Annotated in this window: 17 protein-coding genes; 8 read left to right on the top strand and 9 right to left on the bottom strand. The window is 60.9% G+C overall.

The annotated features are described in order from the left end of the window. The 6 genes from rluB to ACCD02_RS26225 form a co-directional block, all read right to left on the bottom strand. Positions 1-1,142 (bottom strand): 23S rRNA pseudouridine(2605) synthase RluB (gene rluB, locus ACCD02_RS26250; protein ID WP_413308516.1); only part of this gene is annotated, 1,142 nt, incomplete at its 3' end. 185 nt (positions 1,143-1,327) lie between these two features. Next, positions 1,328-1,519 carry a DUF1289 domain-containing protein gene (locus ACCD02_RS26245; protein ID WP_413308514.1) on the bottom strand — a complete coding sequence of 64 codons (192 nt, stop codon included), beginning with the start codon at positions 1,517-1,519 and terminating at the stop codon, positions 1,328-1,330. Positions 1,520-1,616: 97 nt separating this feature from the next. Then, positions 1,617-2,384, bottom strand: a complete 768-nt coding sequence (gene scpB / locus ACCD02_RS26240) for an SMC-Scp complex subunit ScpB (protein ID WP_413308512.1) — start codon at positions 2,382-2,384, stop codon at positions 1,617-1,619. A gap of 116 nt (positions 2,385-2,500) precedes the next feature. Further along, on the bottom strand, positions 2,501-3,199 hold the full coding sequence (locus tag ACCD02_RS26235; RefSeq protein WP_413308530.1) for a segregation and condensation protein A: 699 nt from the start codon (positions 3,197-3,199) through the stop codon (positions 2,501-2,503). Positions 3,200-3,318: 119 nt separating this feature from the next. Then, complete coding sequence (locus ACCD02_RS26230) at positions 3,319-3,948, bottom strand: L-threonylcarbamoyladenylate synthase (protein ID WP_413308510.1); 630 nt, start codon at positions 3,946-3,948, stop codon at positions 3,319-3,321. Positions 3,949-3,961: 13 nt separating this feature from the next. Next, on the bottom strand, positions 3,962-4,825 hold the full coding sequence (locus ACCD02_RS26225; RefSeq protein WP_413308508.1) for a PHP domain-containing protein: 864 nt from the start codon (positions 4,823-4,825) through the stop codon (positions 3,962-3,964). Positions 4,826-4,890: 65 nt separating this feature from the next. On the opposite strand from ACCD02_RS26225, the gene ACCD02_RS26220 reads away from it, so the two are divergent. From ACCD02_RS26220 to ACCD02_RS26195, 6 genes are all read left to right on the top strand, one after another. Beyond that, positions 4,891-5,499: a septation protein A gene (locus ACCD02_RS26220; RefSeq protein WP_413308506.1), complete on the top strand. Its 609-nt coding sequence runs from the start codon at positions 4,891-4,893 to the stop codon at positions 5,497-5,499. A gap of 1 nt (position 5,500) precedes the next feature. Beyond that, positions 5,501-5,800: a YciI family protein gene (locus tag ACCD02_RS26215; RefSeq protein WP_413308504.1), complete on the top strand. Its 300-nt coding sequence runs from the start codon at positions 5,501-5,503 to the stop codon at positions 5,798-5,800. A gap of 133 nt (positions 5,801-5,933) precedes the next feature. Next, on the top strand, positions 5,934-6,341 hold the full coding sequence (locus ACCD02_RS26210) for a translation initiation factor 2 (protein ID WP_413308503.1): 408 nt from the start codon (positions 5,934-5,936) through the stop codon (positions 6,339-6,341). 7 nt (positions 6,342-6,348) lie between these two features. Continuing rightward, positions 6,349-7,026 carry a response regulator transcription factor gene (locus tag ACCD02_RS26205; RefSeq protein WP_413308501.1) on the top strand — a complete coding sequence of 226 codons (678 nt, stop codon included), beginning with the start codon at positions 6,349-6,351 and terminating at the stop codon, positions 7,024-7,026. A 141-nt stretch (positions 7,027-7,167) separates the two neighbouring features. Next, positions 7,168-7,608, top strand: coding sequence for an LTXXQ domain protein (locus ACCD02_RS26200; RefSeq protein WP_413308528.1), 441 nt, complete (start codon positions 7,168-7,170; stop codon positions 7,606-7,608). Positions 7,609-7,672: 64 nt separating this feature from the next. Beyond that, positions 7,673-9,013: an ATP-binding protein gene (locus tag ACCD02_RS26195; RefSeq protein ID WP_413308499.1), complete on the top strand. Its 1,341-nt coding sequence runs from the start codon at positions 7,673-7,675 to the stop codon at positions 9,011-9,013. A gap of 2 nt (positions 9,014-9,015) precedes the next feature. On the opposite strand, the gene ACCD02_RS26190 is transcribed toward ACCD02_RS26195, so the two are convergent. Beyond that, positions 9,016-9,576, bottom strand: a complete 561-nt coding sequence (locus ACCD02_RS26190; protein ID WP_413308497.1) for a nitroreductase family protein — start codon at positions 9,574-9,576, stop codon at positions 9,016-9,018. A gap of 155 nt (positions 9,577-9,731) precedes the next feature. On the opposite strand from ACCD02_RS26190, the gene ACCD02_RS26185 reads away from it, so the two are divergent. Both ACCD02_RS26185 and ACCD02_RS26180 read left to right on the top strand, forming a co-directional pair. Further along, on the top strand, positions 9,732-11,186 hold the full coding sequence (locus ACCD02_RS26185) for a TrkH family potassium uptake protein (protein WP_413308526.1): 1,455 nt from the start codon (positions 9,732-9,734) through the stop codon (positions 11,184-11,186). Between the two features lie 86 nt (positions 11,187-11,272). Beyond that, positions 11,273-11,584 carry an Mpo1-like protein gene (locus ACCD02_RS26180; protein ID WP_413308495.1) on the top strand — a complete coding sequence of 104 codons (312 nt, stop codon included), beginning with the start codon at positions 11,273-11,275 and terminating at the stop codon, positions 11,582-11,584. Between the two features lie 6 nt (positions 11,585-11,590). Here ACCD02_RS26180 and ACCD02_RS26175 read toward each other — a convergent pair whose 3' ends face one another. Both ACCD02_RS26175 and ACCD02_RS26170 read right to left on the bottom strand, forming a co-directional pair. Then, positions 11,591-12,418 (bottom strand): metallophosphoesterase, encoded by an 828-nt coding sequence (locus ACCD02_RS26175; RefSeq protein ID WP_413308493.1) that lies wholly within the window; start codon positions 12,416-12,418, stop codon positions 11,591-11,593. Positions 12,419-12,650: 232 nt separating this feature from the next. Further along, entirely contained in the window at positions 12,651-12,941 is a 291-nt protein-coding gene (locus ACCD02_RS26170; RefSeq protein ID WP_413308491.1) for a SelT/SelW/SelH family protein, read from the bottom strand.

Raw genomic sequence — 12,941 nt, 5'->3', positions numbered from 1 at the left:
TTGCCCGACGGCGCGTCGTCAACCAGGGAGATGCCCGGGCGCTTCGGCGACGGCTTGGCCGGACGCTTGGTTTCGCTCGGACGCTCGGCCACCGGCGTGCCACGACCTTTCACCGGACGCGAGGCAGAATCTTCGCGCGGCTTGCGTGCCGGGCGCTCGCCCTTGACGGCGGACGGACGCGAACGCTCGCTGTCGGTCACCCGTGGCTCGCGGGCCGGACGCGGACCGGCCGGTGCAGCGCCGTCCTTGGCCGGACGCAGGGTACGAACGCGCTCGCCCTTGCCCAATGGACGCGACGATTGCCGTTGCAGGCGCTCGAGCTTGTCCTTGGTCTTGGCGTTCATCTGCGGCTGGGCCACAGGAGTCAGGCCGACTTCGATACTGAGAATATCGACTTCCTGTTGACTCATTTCGCGCCAGCGGCCCATGGGCAGATCGGAGTTGAGGAACACCGGCCCGTAACGCACGCGCTTCAGACGACTGACCACCAGGCCCTGGGATTCCCACAGGCGACGGACTTCGCGGTTGCGACCTTCCATCACCACGCAGTGATACCAACGGTTGAAGCCTTCACCGCCCGGCGCCTGCTGGATATCGGTGAAACGCGCAGGACCGTCCTCGAGGATCACGCCATTCTTCAGACGCAGGAGCATGTCGTCATCGACTTCACCCCGTACGCGCACGGCGTATTCGCGGTCCATCTCGAACGACGGGTGCATCAGCCGGTTGGCCAGCTCACCGTCGGTGGTGAACATCAAAAGGCCGGTGGTGTTGATGTCCAGGCGACCGATATTGATCCAGCGACCTTCTTTCGGACGCGGCAGGCGATCAAACACGGTCGGGCGACCTTCAGGGTCGTCACGGGTGCAGATTTCGCCGTCCGGCTTGTTGTACATGATGACGCGACGGACCGTTTCGGCCGCTTCTTCGCGCTTGATGACACGCCCGTCAACGGTGATGGCATCGTGCAGATCGACGCGCTGACCGAGGGTCGCGTCCTTGCCATTGACCTTGATCCGGCCCTGGCTGATCCAGGTTTCCACGTCCCGGCGCGAACCCACGCCGATACGGGCCAGAACCTTCTGCAGTTTTTCGCCTGCAGGTCCGATTTCCTGGCTGTCTTGCTTGTCTTTTTCGCTCATCTGGACACCTCCCGGTGTGTCGATTCATGGCCCGTCGAGGACCGACGTGACCGTAGCCTGGCGCCGCGCATGGAGCGGCGAGGCAAAATTCTGAAAGCCTGTGGCGCGTATGAATCGCCAAAAGGTCGCGAATCATACGCTCATGGCGCCGGTTGCGCATCACAGGCTAGTTGAAAATTTAGCGGCTACTTCTTTTTCCGCCGACCGGTGGCCTTGAGCTCGATCAGGCGCCTGGCCGATTCGACCAATACGGCGCGCTTCTCATCCTTGTCCATCTTCTTCCAGGTCTTGATCTCACGCTTGCTGCGTCCGCATCCGCGGCAGATATCGTCGTCGAATTTACAGACGCTGATACAGGGGTCTTTGGGGTTGCTCATTGATAGCGGGTCCCGTGATCACGCGTTTTTTGTAGGAGCTGCCAAAGGCTGCGAACGAGACCGTCTGATACACCGCTTTCGCAGCCTTCGGCAGCTCCTACAGGGAATCGGGTTCGTCCTCCGGCTTTTCCTCAACCAGCAAATCATCGAAGTCGGTCTTGAGACCCTGTTCCATGGTGTCCAGTTCGGCCAACAAGCTGCGGAAGCTGGTTTCGTCCCGGGGCGGTTCGGGTTCTTCGGCTTCGGCGTCCGGATCGAGGCTGGCGTCGGCCAGGGCCTGCAGATGGGCGGGTACCGGGGCGTCGTCGAAATCGAGAATCGGGTCCGGCTCCATTTCCCGCAGATCGGCCAGGGGCGGCAGGTCGTCGAGGTTTTTCAGGTTGAAGTGGTCGAGGAAACCCTTGGTGGTGGCGAACATCGCCGGTTTACCCGGCACATCGCGGTAGCCGACCACGCGAATCCACTCGCGCTCCAGCAGGGTCTTGACGATATTGCTGTTGACAGCCACGCCGCGCACGTCTTCGATCTCGCCACGGGTGATTGGCTGGCGATAAGCGACCAGCGCCAGGGTTTCCAGCATGGCCCGGGAATAGCGCTGCGGCCGTTCCTCCCAGAGCCGCCCGACCCAAGGCGAGAAGCGCTCACGAATCTGCAGACGATACCCCGACGCGACTTCCTTGAGCTCGAACGCCCGCCCTTCGCAGGACTTGCGCAGCACTTCCAGGGCTTTCTTGAAAACGGCAGGCTCAGGCCGTTCACCTTCTTCGAAAAGCTCGAACAGGCGTTCAAGAGATTGCGGCTTGCCGGAGGCCAGCAGGAAAGCTTCGAGCAATTGCGCCAGCTCGCGGGGTTCATTGAGGTTCATCAATCGCTCTTAATCAAACAACACATAACCATCTGAATTGAAATGGGATCTGTAGGAGCTGCCGAAGGCTGCGAAGGCGGTATATCAGACGCCCCTATCGCAGCCTCCGGCAGCGCCTACTCCGCCCGCGCCCGCACATGAATCACTGCAAACGGCTCGTTCTGCACCAGGTCGACCAGGGACTCCTTGACCAGTTCAAGGATCGCCATAAAGGTCACGACCACGCCCAGGCGCCCTTCCTCGGCGGTGAACAGTTCGGCAAAAGGCACGAAACCGCCGCCCTTGAGCCGTTCCAGCACGTCGCTCATGCGCTCGCGGGTAGACAGCGCTTCGCGGCTGACCTGGTGGCTTTCGAACATGTCGCCGCGACGTAACACCTCGGCCATGGACATCAGCAGCTCTTCGAGGCTGACATCCGGCAACAGCTTGCGCGCCCGCGCCTCGGGCGCATCAAGCTTGGGCACACTGACATCGCGACCGACCCGGGTCAGGCCATCAATGCCTTCGGCAGCGGCCTTGAAGCGTTCGTACTCTTGCAGACGACGAATCAGTTCGGCGCGAGGGTCGTCTTCCTCGTCCTCGACCTCGGCAGAGCGCGGCAACAGCATGCGCGACTTGATCTCGGCCAGCATCGCGGCCATCACCAGATACTCTGCGGCCAGCTCCAGGCGTACGTTTTTCATCAACTCGACGTAACCCATGTACTGCCGGGTGATTTCCGCCACGGGAATGTCGAGGATATCAATGTTCTGCTTGCGGATCAGGTACAGCAACAGGTCCAGCGGCCCTTCGAAAGCTTCCAGAAAAACTTCCAGGGCATCCGGCGGGATATACAAGTCCAGCGGCATCTGGGTGACGGCCTGGCCGTAAACCAGGGCGAACGGCAGCTCCTGCTGGGCGTCAGCCTGGGGGTCCACGGTTTCCACGACGGTCATCAGGCCTCGCCACCGAAGGGTGTCGGGTCACCGCAGCCGACACGAATGATCTGTGGCTCGCCATCAGCCAGGTTGATCACGGTAGAAGCCGAAACACCGCCAATGCCGCCATCGATGATCAGGTCGACCTGATGCTCGAGGATTTCGCGCATCTCATAGGGATCGCTCATGGGCAGGCTCTCGCCGGGCATGATCAGGCTGACGCTCATCAATGGCTCGCCCAATTGCTCCAGCAACGCTTGGGCAATCGGGTGCTGCGGCACACGCAGACCGATGGTTCGGCGCTTGGGATGCAGGATCAGGCGTGGCACTTCCCGTGTCGCATTGAGAATGAAGGTGTATGGCCCCGGCGTATGGGTTTTGAGGGCGCGAAAGGCGCCGGTATCGACCTTGGCGAACAGGCCCAGCTGCGACAAGTCACAGCACATCAGGGTGAAGTTGTGCTTGTCGTCCAGCTGGCGCAGGCGGCGGATGCGCTCAATGGCGCTCTTGTCACCGATCTGGCAACCCAGGGCGTAGGACGAATCTGTTGGATAGACCACCAAACCGCCCGCCTTGATGATTTCCACGGCCTGTTTGATCAGACGCGGTTGCGGGTTCTCCGGGTGGACCTGGAAAAATTGACTCACGGTAACTCCCTGTTCAGACGACGGCAGTAGGCTGGTCATGTTTGAATCGGCACCAAAGTGGCGGCAAGTCCTCCGGTAAAGGGCGGTAAACCCCGATCTCGGACCATGCGCCAGGAGCATGAAAGTCACTGCCGGCAGACACCAGCAGACCGAATTCACGAGCCAGAATGGCCAACGAGCCCACCTGATCGGCGGGTTGCAGGCCATTGACGACTTCGATGGCATGGCCGCCGGCCTGGATAAAGTCGGCGACCAGCTTGCGACGTTTACTGCGGGTGAAATCGTAGTGCGAGGGGTGGGCCAGACTGACCCAGGCCTTGGAGTCGCGCAGCGTGGCGACGGTATCTTCCAGGGTCGGCCAGTGCTGCTTGACGTCGCCCAGCTTGCCGGCACCCAGCCATTTACGGAATGCTTCGGCACGATCCTTGACGAAACCGCCGCGCACCAGAAACTCGGCAAAGTGCGGCCGGGCCGGGGCATTACCACTGTCCCCCAGCTCCATCTGGATCGCCCGGGCGCCTTCCAGCGCTCCCGGCATACCTTTCATCGCCAATTTGCGACTTATTTCCTCGGCACGCAGCCAGCGCCCCTCATGCAAACGGCTGATGGCTTCGACCAGCGCGGGGGCGTCGACCTCGAAACCGTAGCCCAGAATATGGATGGTTGCACCGCCCCAGGTGCAGGACAACTCGACCCCGTTTACCAGCTGCATACCCAGCGCAAGCGCCGCCGTGCGGGCCTCTGCGAGGCCTTCGGTGGTGTCGTGGTCGGTCAGGGAAAGGACGCGCACGCCATTCTCGAAGGCACGGGCAACCAGTACGGCAGGCGCGAGCGAGCCATCGGAAGCGGTGCTGTGGCAGTGCAGATCAACATTCATAGGGGCGCTTTCGCTGTCATTGATGTTTGTTATTATGCCGCTACATCCTGCTTCTGGCTGCCATTGTGAAACAATTCATCGACTTCATCCCGCTGCTGCTGTTTTTCGTCGTCTACAAAATCGAACCGCAAACCCACGAACTGCTGGGTCACAGCGTCGTCATCGGCGGTATCTTCAGTGCGACCGCCATGCTGATCATCAGTTCGGTGGTGGTCTACGGCTTCCTCTATTTCAAGCAGGGCAAACTGGAGAAAAGCCAGTGGCTGACCCTCCTCGCCTGCCTGGTCTTCGGCAGCCTGACCCTGGCCTTCCACAGCGAGACCTTCCTCAAATGGAAAGCCCCAGTGGTCAACTGGCTGTTTGCCCTGGCCTTCCTGGGCAGCCAGTTCATCGGTGAGCGCCCGCTGATCCAACGCATCATGGGCCATGCCCTGAGCCTGCCGCAGCCGATCTGGCGCAAGCTGAACGTGGCCTGGATCATCTTTTTCATCTTCTGCGGCGCAGCCAACCTGTACGTGGCCTTCACCTATCAGGACTTCTGGGTCGACTTCAAAGTCTTCGGCAGCCTGGGCATGACCGTGCTGTTCCTGATCGGCCAGGGCCTGTTCCTCGCCAAGCATATGCACGACCCGGATCCTGCCGCGTCGAATCCCACCTCCAAGACCGAGGATTGACATGCTCTTTGCAATTATCGCCACCGATGTCGCCGATTCCCTGGAAAAACGCCTGAGCGTGCGCCCTGCCCACGTCGAGCGCCTGACCGTTCTCAAAGATGCAGGTCGCCTGGTTCTGGCCGGCCCGCATCCGGCCGTTGAAAGCAACGATCCTGGCGCTGCGGGTTTTACCGGAAGCCTGATCGTCGCCGAGTTCGAATCCCTCACTGCCGCCAAGGCCTGGGCCGATGCCGATCCGTATATCGCTGCGGGCGTCTACGCCAATGTCGTGGTCAAGCCGTTCAAGCAAGTGATGCCCTGAATCCCGGACAAGGGGCGGCATCTGCGTGACAAACAGCGCGCAGATGCCTCACATCAACGACGACCGCTCATCATTCCGTTCTTCCTGCCGACAAACTGAAAATCGATTCTGCCGGCAATAGAAGGGAGTTCAGATGCGTCCAGGTCCGTTATGTGTGTTGTTGGCTGTGCTGGCGATGGGCATCGATGTCCAGGCCGAAGAAAGCAATGGCTCGGGCATCACCTTGCCGCTGCCTACCGCAGCCGCCCAGGTCATCGACCTGCAACAGCGCCTCAAAGACAGCGAACGCCAGCGCGAAGAACTGCAGAAGCAGTTGCAGAGTGCCGATGCCAACCGCGAAAGCGCCCTGCTCAAGGAGCTGCGTCTGGAGAACCAAAAGCTGCGCACGCAGCTCAAAGAAGCACAAACCAGCCTGCCCCTGCGTTTTCTCACCGAACAGCAACAATGGTTCGTCACCGGGGGTGGTGTTGCACTGATCGCCCTACTGTGCGGTATCTTTGCCACTCGCGGACGTAGAGCACGTCGGCAGTGGCTGAATTGAGTGAGTCATGAGCGAGCTGTTATTAATTGATGATGATCAGGAACTCTGCGAGCTGCTGAGCAGTTGGCTGAGCCAGGAAGGCTTCCACGTACGGGCCTGCCACGATGGCGTCAGCGCCCGTCGCGCCCTGGCCCAATCGGTGCCGGCTGCGGTGGTTCTGGATGTCATGCTGCCCGATGGCAGCGGCCTGGAATTGCTCAAGCAACTGCGCAACGACCATCCCGAGATGCCCGTGGTCATGCTGTCGGCCCGTGGCGAACCCTTGGACCGTATCCTCGGCCTCGAACTGGGCGCAGACGATTACCTGGCCAAGCCCTGCGATCCCCGTGAACTGACCGCACGCCTCAAGGCCGTGCTGCGCCGCAGTCACCCGACCGCCGTGGCCAGCCAGCTCGAAGTGGGTGACCTGAGTTTCAGCCCGATGCGCGGCGTGGTCACTATCAACGAACAGGAACTGACCCTCACCGTTTCCGAAAGCCGATTGCTCGAAGCGCTGCTGCGCCAGCCTGGCGAGCCTCTGGACAAGCAGGAACTGGCGCAACTGGCCCTGGGCCGCAAGCTGACCCTGTACGACCGCAGCCTGGACATGCATGTCAGCAACCTGCGCAAGAAGATCGGCCCCCATGCCGATGGCCGCCCGCGCATCGTCGCCCTGCGCAGCCGCGGCTACTACTACAGCGCCTAGATCGGGCTGGCCTTGTGTCAGCTCGCTCTACGCGGCTCTTTACCCAAGCTTTACCGTTGCCTGACTGCCCTTGACCTTCATCTCCTTAAACTGAGCTCAACCGGACAAGAACCGGATTCGAGACAAAGGAGAGACACCATGATGCGCAAGACCCTGATCGCTTTGATGTTCGCCACTGCCCTGCCAACCCTCGCCATGGCCATGCCGCCACAAGAAGGTCCGGACAACGGCTGGCAAGGTGGCATGCACGGCCAGCATGGCCCACGTCAAGGTGGCCCGTTCCGCGACTTGAACCTGACACCGGAACAGCATCAGCAGATCGCCAAGCTGATGGGCGAGCAGATGCGCGGCCGTCACGAGCTCACCGAGCGCTACCTGAAAAAGCTGCCAGCAGCGGATCAGAAAGCCATGCAGGATGAAATCAAGGCCACGCACGACAAGACTCAGGCTGACATCCGCGCCTTACTCAAGCCGGACCAGCAGAAACAGTTCGACGAAATCCTGAAAAAACAGGAACAACGCCGCGCCGATCGTGCTGAATTCGAAGCCTGGAAAGCGCAAAAGGCTCAGAAAGCCCAGTAATATCCGCTTACCCGCACCCGGCAATGCCCCAAGCTTGCCGGGTGTCCTTATTTGAGGTCATACCGTGCGCTCATTGTTCTGGCGAATCCTGGCCAGTTTCTGGCTGGCCATTGCCCTCGTGGCAGGTTTATCCATTCTGCTGGGGCATATGCTCAACCAGGACGCCTGGATTCTCAGCCGCCACCCTGGCCTCAACAACTTGCCGGAAACCTGGTCCGGGCTGTACGAAAACCAGGGCGAAGCGGCATCCCAGGACTATCTGCAAGGCCTCAAGCGGCGCTACCACATCGATGTGCAGGTGCTCAACGACGCCGGTGAAGCCGTGGTCAGTGGCACCTTCCCCGCCCGCGCAGCCGCCTTCGAGGCGCGTCAGCATGACGACCCGCGACAGTTACCCTGGCGGCGCCTGACCACCGAGTACACCAGCCCGAAGACCGGCGAAACCTACTTGCTGATCTATCGAATCCCCCATCCGGAACTGGATGCCTGGCACCGGCAAAGTCTGCTCTGGCCCTTTAGCGCCCTGGGCATTGCCCTGGTGGTACTGACCCTGTTCAGTTTGCTGGTCACGCTGTCCATTACCCGGCCGCTCAGCCGCCTGCGTGGGGCTGTGCACGATCTTGGGCAGACTGTTTACCAACAGAACAGCCTGGCGCAGCTGGCCAACCGCCGTGACGAGTTCGGCGTCCTTGCCACCGATTTCAACCGCATGGGCGCGCGCCTGCAAAGCCTGATCAGCAGCCAGCGTCAGCTCTTGCGCGATGTATCCCATGAATTACGCTCCCCCCTGGCGCGGCTGCGTATCGCCCTGGCCCTGGCCGAACGTGCGGAACCGGCGGAGCGCGAAAAGCTGTGGCCACGCCTGGCCCGTGACTGCGATCGCCTGGAAGCGCTGATCAGCGAAATTCTCGCCCTCGCCCGCCTCGATGCCGCAGTCGGCAACCCTGAGCCGGTGGATGTACGCGGCATGCTTGAGCATCTGCAAGGCGAAGCGCAGTTCAACGATGAGGGGCAGGATATCCACGTCTATATCGAGGACAACCTGGAATTGAAGGGTTGGCCCGACATGATTGAGCGGGCCATGGACAATCTGCTGCGTAACGCCCTGCGCTTCAACCCGCCGGGCGCCCGTATCGAAATGCAGGCCTGTCGAGTCGGTGATCGGGCCCAACTCAGTGTGCGCGACCACGGCCCCGGTGTTGCCCCGGAACATCTGGCGCAACTGGGTGAGCCCTTCTATCGCGCACCGGACCAGACCGCGCCGGGCCATGGCCTTGGGCTGGCCATCGCCAAACGTGCGGCGGAACGCCATGGCGGTCATCTGACTCTAGGAAACCACCCCGAGGGCGGCTTCCTCGCTTGTCTGGATCTGCCGCTGGAACCGGTCATGCCAACGGTAAGCTGATATCAGCCCTGCCAGGCGCTGACTACAGTGGCGATATCCACCTTGGGTGCTTCCCGGGGTGGATTCTGCGGTGTACCCAGATAGAGAAATGCCACCACCTCTTCGTCCGCTGTCAGCCCCAGGCCCTTGGCCACATGGCCTGCATAGGCCAGTTCTCCGGTACGCCATACCGCGCCTATGCCCATGGCATAAGCCGCCAGAAGCACGCCGTGTGCGGCACAGGCAGCCGTGAGCAGCTGCTCCTTTTTCGGCACCTTGAAGTGCTCCTGCAAGGATGCAATCACCACCACAACCAGCGGCGCCCGCAACGGACCAAGGCGCGCCTTGTCGAGCATCTGCTCCGTGACTTCGCCACCGCCCTGCTGCAAGGCTTCGGCAAGCAATTGGCCCATGCGCTCACGAGCCGGGCCTTCCACGGTCAGGAAACGGTACGGGCGCAACATGCCATGATCCGGCGCGCGCAGCGCCGCGCCGAACAGCACTTCGCGCTGCGCGGCATCCGGAGCCGGTTCGACCAGACGGGGCACCGAGACACGATTGAGCAAAACGTCGACAGCCTGCATCGGCTTTCTCCTTGGGAAAATTGATTCAACATTCTAAAAGCAATAACGTCCGGGCACGGGAATTACTTACGCTAACTGGCTAATTGCCGTCGGTTTACACTACAAAAGGCGCAGGTAGAATGGCGCCCTTTCCTCATTCCAGTCAGAGCGACTTCATGGCGTTGCCGACCCTTCGCATCATCGGTTTTATCATCGGCATCTTCCTGATTACCCTGGCCATCGCCATGGTCGTGCCGATCGCCACCCTGGTGATCTTCGATCATCTGGACGACCTGCGCTCATTCCTTTGGTCCAGCGTACTGACCTTCCTCGCCGGTATGGCCCTGGTCATCCCCGGTCGCCCGGAACATGTGCATCTGCGCCCCCGGGACATGTACATGCTGACGGTGTCCAGCTGGATCGTGGTCTGTGTGTTCGCCGCCCTGCCGTTCCTGCTGACCCAGCACATGAGCTTCACCGATTCGTTTTTTGAAAGCATGTCGGGCATCACCGCCACCGGCTCCACGGTGATCAGCGGCCTGGACAGTATCTCGCCGGGCATTCTGATCTGGCGCTCGCTGCTGCACTGGCTGGGTGGCATAGGTTTTATCGGCATGGCGGTAGCGATCCTGCCGCTGCTGCGTATCGGCGGCATGCGTCTGTTCCAGACAGAGTCTTCCGACCGCTCGGAAAAGGTCATGCCGCGCTCGCACATGGTGGCCAAGTTCATCGTACTGACCTATGTCGGCCTTACGGCATTGGGCAGCCTGGGCTTCTGGGCGGCAGGTATGAGCCTGTTCGATGCGATCAACCACGCCATGTCGGCCATTGCCACCGGCGGTTTCTCCACCTCGGACCAGTCCCTGGCCAAATGGCCGCAACCGGCGGTGCACTGGGTCGCGATCGTGGTAATGATTCTTGGCAGCCTGCCGTTCACTCTGTACGTCGCCACCCTGCGCGGCAATCGCAAGGCGCTGCTGCGCGATGAGCAGGTACGCGGCCTGATCGGCCTGTTGCTGGCGACCTGGCTGGTGATGACCCTATGGTACTGGAGCACCACCGACCTGCCCTGGTACGACGCCCTGCGCCATGTCGCGCTGAACGTTACGTCGGTGGTCACCACCACCGGCTTCGCTCTGGGCGACTATAGCCTGTGGGGTAATTTCGCCCTGATGTTGTTCTTTTATCTGGGGTTTATCGGCGGCTGTTCCGGCTCGACGGCCGGTGGCGTGAAGGTGTTTCGTTTCCAGGTGGCCTATATCCTGCTCAAGGCCAACCTCAATCAGCTGATCCATCCCCGTGCGGTAATCCGGCAGAACTACAACGGCCATCGCCTGGATGACGAAATCGTCCGCTCGATCCTGACCTTTTCCTTTTTCTTCACCATCACCATCTGCGCCATCGCCCTGGCCCTGGCACTGCTGGGCCTGGACTGGATGACCGCACTGACCGGCGCGGCCAGTACCGTGTCCGGGGTCGGCCCGGGCCTTGGCGAGACCATCGGCCCGGCAGGCAACTTCTCGACGCTACCGGATGCAGCCAAATGGATACTGTCCGGCGGCATGCTGCTGGGGCGTCTGGAGATCATTACCGTGCTGGTGCTATGCGTACCGGCATTCTGGCGTCATTGACAGCATGAATGGCCGACAAAACCCATGGCGGCGGATACCCGGACGGCAATAGACTGAGGGCCTCGTCACGCTATGCGGGAGTCACCATGGACAACGTCAGACATTTCAGCCGTTTTGCCGACTTCTACCCGTATTATCTGGCCGAACACAACAACAGCACCTGCAGGCGCCTGCATTTTATCGGCACCAGCCTGGTGATCTTCCTGTTGGCGTTCGGCATCGGCAGCGGGCGCTGGAGCCTGCTGTGGCTGGTGCCCCTGGCAGGCTACGGCTTTGCCTGGGTCGGCCATTTCTTTTTCGAGAAGAATCGCCCGGCCACTTTCCAGCATCCGTTCTACAGCCTGTTGGGCGATTTCGTGATGTACCGCGATATCCTGCTCGGCAAGGTCAGCCTCTGATCGGGATCAGTTGACCGACTCACCCACTTCGGCCCGCTCTTCGAGCAAGCGGGCCTTTTCGCGCTGATGGGCATCAGCCAGACGGAACAGCTCGATAGAGCCGTCCAGATGCTCGATCAGCGCAGTGCAGGACTCGACCCAGTCGCCACAGTTAAGGTATTCAACCCCGCCCACCTGACGAATCTCGGCATGGTGAATATGCCCGCAGACCACACCATCCAGGCCGCGCTTGACGCATTCATGGGCGATGGCTTCTTCGAAGTCGCTGATAAAACTGACCGCCGTCTTGACCTTGTGCTTGAGGTACGCCGACAGCGACCAGTAGCCATAGCCGTACTTGGCGCGCCAATGGTTGAGCCAGCGGTTGAGGGTCAGGGTGAATTCGTAGGCCGAGTCGCCGAGGAAGGCCAGCCAGCGGTGATAACGGGTGATCACATCGAACTGATCGCCATGGATGACCAACAGTTTGCGGCCATCGGCAGTCTGGTGGATGGCTTCGTCCACCAACTGGATGTTGCCCAGGATCAGCTTGGAGTAGCGGCGCAGGAATTCGTCGTGGTTGCCGGTGACGTAAATCACCTCGGTGCCGCGCTTGCTCATGGTCAGCAGGCGGCGGATCACATTGGTATGGGCCTGGGGCCAGTACATGCCGCTGCGCAGTTTCCAGCCGTCGATGATGTCCCCGACCAGATAGATCTTGTCCGCCTGATAGCCCTTGAGAAAGGTCGAAAGATGCTCTGCCTGGCAATCGCGGGTGCCCAGGTGTACATCGGAGATCCATAATGTCCGCACATGTTGCTTGCGGCTGGGTTTGGCGAGCTGGGCACTGGTCATGGTCGTCAACCTCCGACTGGGTTTTGACGATAGTGCGTGGCGCCGGTTAATTGAAAATGACGATGACATGGCAATGTTGTGACAAGCATTACGCAGAGCCACCTGTGGGACCGGCTTTAGCCGGGAAGGCGTACGTGGGGATCAAAAAGATGCTGCGGATGTGCCGGCCCTTTCCCGGCTAAAGCCGGTCCCACCAGAATGAAGTCCAATTCAGGTAAGGGCGCGTATGGATTCACGCAGGCTTCGCTTCGTTATGCCCCAGATCCCGCTGCGGATCGATCAAGTCACGTACGCGCTGCTTGAGCACTTTGGCTTCGGGGAAGCCACCGTCAGCCTTGCGCTCCCAGATCTGGGTGCCGTCACAGGTTATGCGGAACACCCCTCCAGTACCCGGTTCAAGGGAAACCCTGCCGAGATCGTCGGCAAAGGTACTCAGCAATTCCTGCGCCAGCCAGGCCGCCCGCAGCAGCCATTGGCACTGGGTACAGTAGGTGATGACAACTTCAGGACGTGGCTCGGACAT

This window comes from Pseudomonas sp. Pseusp88 (assembly GCF_047303955.1).
Lineage (GTDB): Bacteria > Pseudomonadota > Gammaproteobacteria > Pseudomonadales > Pseudomonadaceae > Aquipseudomonas.
The sequence above is the reverse complement of the archived record's forward strand: the minus strand, read 5'-3'. Positions and strand labels throughout refer to the sequence as shown.

Bases quoted from the DNA above. Each gene is read 5' to 3' on its own strand.
- ACCD02_RS26205 (WP_413308501.1), top strand. From the start codon at position 6,349: ATGAGCGAGCTGTTATTAATTGATGATGATCAGGAACTCTGCGAGCTG.
- scpB (WP_413308512.1), bottom strand. From the start codon at position 2,384: ATGAACCTCAATGAACCCCGCGAGCTGGCGCAATTGCTCGAAGCTTTC.
- ACCD02_RS26200 (WP_413308528.1), top strand. From the start codon at position 7,168: ATGCGCAAGACCCTGATCGCTTTGATGTTCGCCACTGCCCTGCCAACC.
- ACCD02_RS26245 (WP_413308514.1), bottom strand. From the start codon at position 1,519: ATGAGCAACCCCAAAGACCCCTGTATCAGCGTCTGTAAATTCGACGAC.
- ACCD02_RS26175 (WP_413308493.1), bottom strand. From the start codon at position 12,418: ATGACCAGTGCCCAGCTCGCCAAACCCAGCCGCAAGCAACATGTGCGG.
- ACCD02_RS26185 (WP_413308526.1), top strand. From the start codon at position 9,732: ATGGCGTTGCCGACCCTTCGCATCATCGGTTTTATCATCGGCATCTTC.
- ACCD02_RS26215 (WP_413308504.1), top strand. From the start codon at position 5,501: ATGCTCTTTGCAATTATCGCCACCGATGTCGCCGATTCCCTGGAAAAA.
- ACCD02_RS26190 (WP_413308497.1), bottom strand. From the start codon at position 9,576: ATGCAGGCTGTCGACGTTTTGCTCAATCGTGTCTCGGTGCCCCGTCTG.
- ACCD02_RS26180 (WP_413308495.1), top strand. From the start codon at position 11,273: ATGGACAACGTCAGACATTTCAGCCGTTTTGCCGACTTCTACCCGTAT.
- ACCD02_RS26210 (WP_413308503.1), top strand. From the start codon at position 5,934: ATGCGTCCAGGTCCGTTATGTGTGTTGTTGGCTGTGCTGGCGATGGGC.
- ACCD02_RS26170 (WP_413308491.1), bottom strand. From the start codon at position 12,941: ATGTCCGAGCCACGTCCTGAAGTTGTCATCACCTACTGTACCCAGTGC.
- ACCD02_RS26225 (WP_413308508.1), bottom strand. From the start codon at position 4,825: ATGAATGTTGATCTGCACTGCCACAGCACCGCTTCCGATGGCTCGCTC.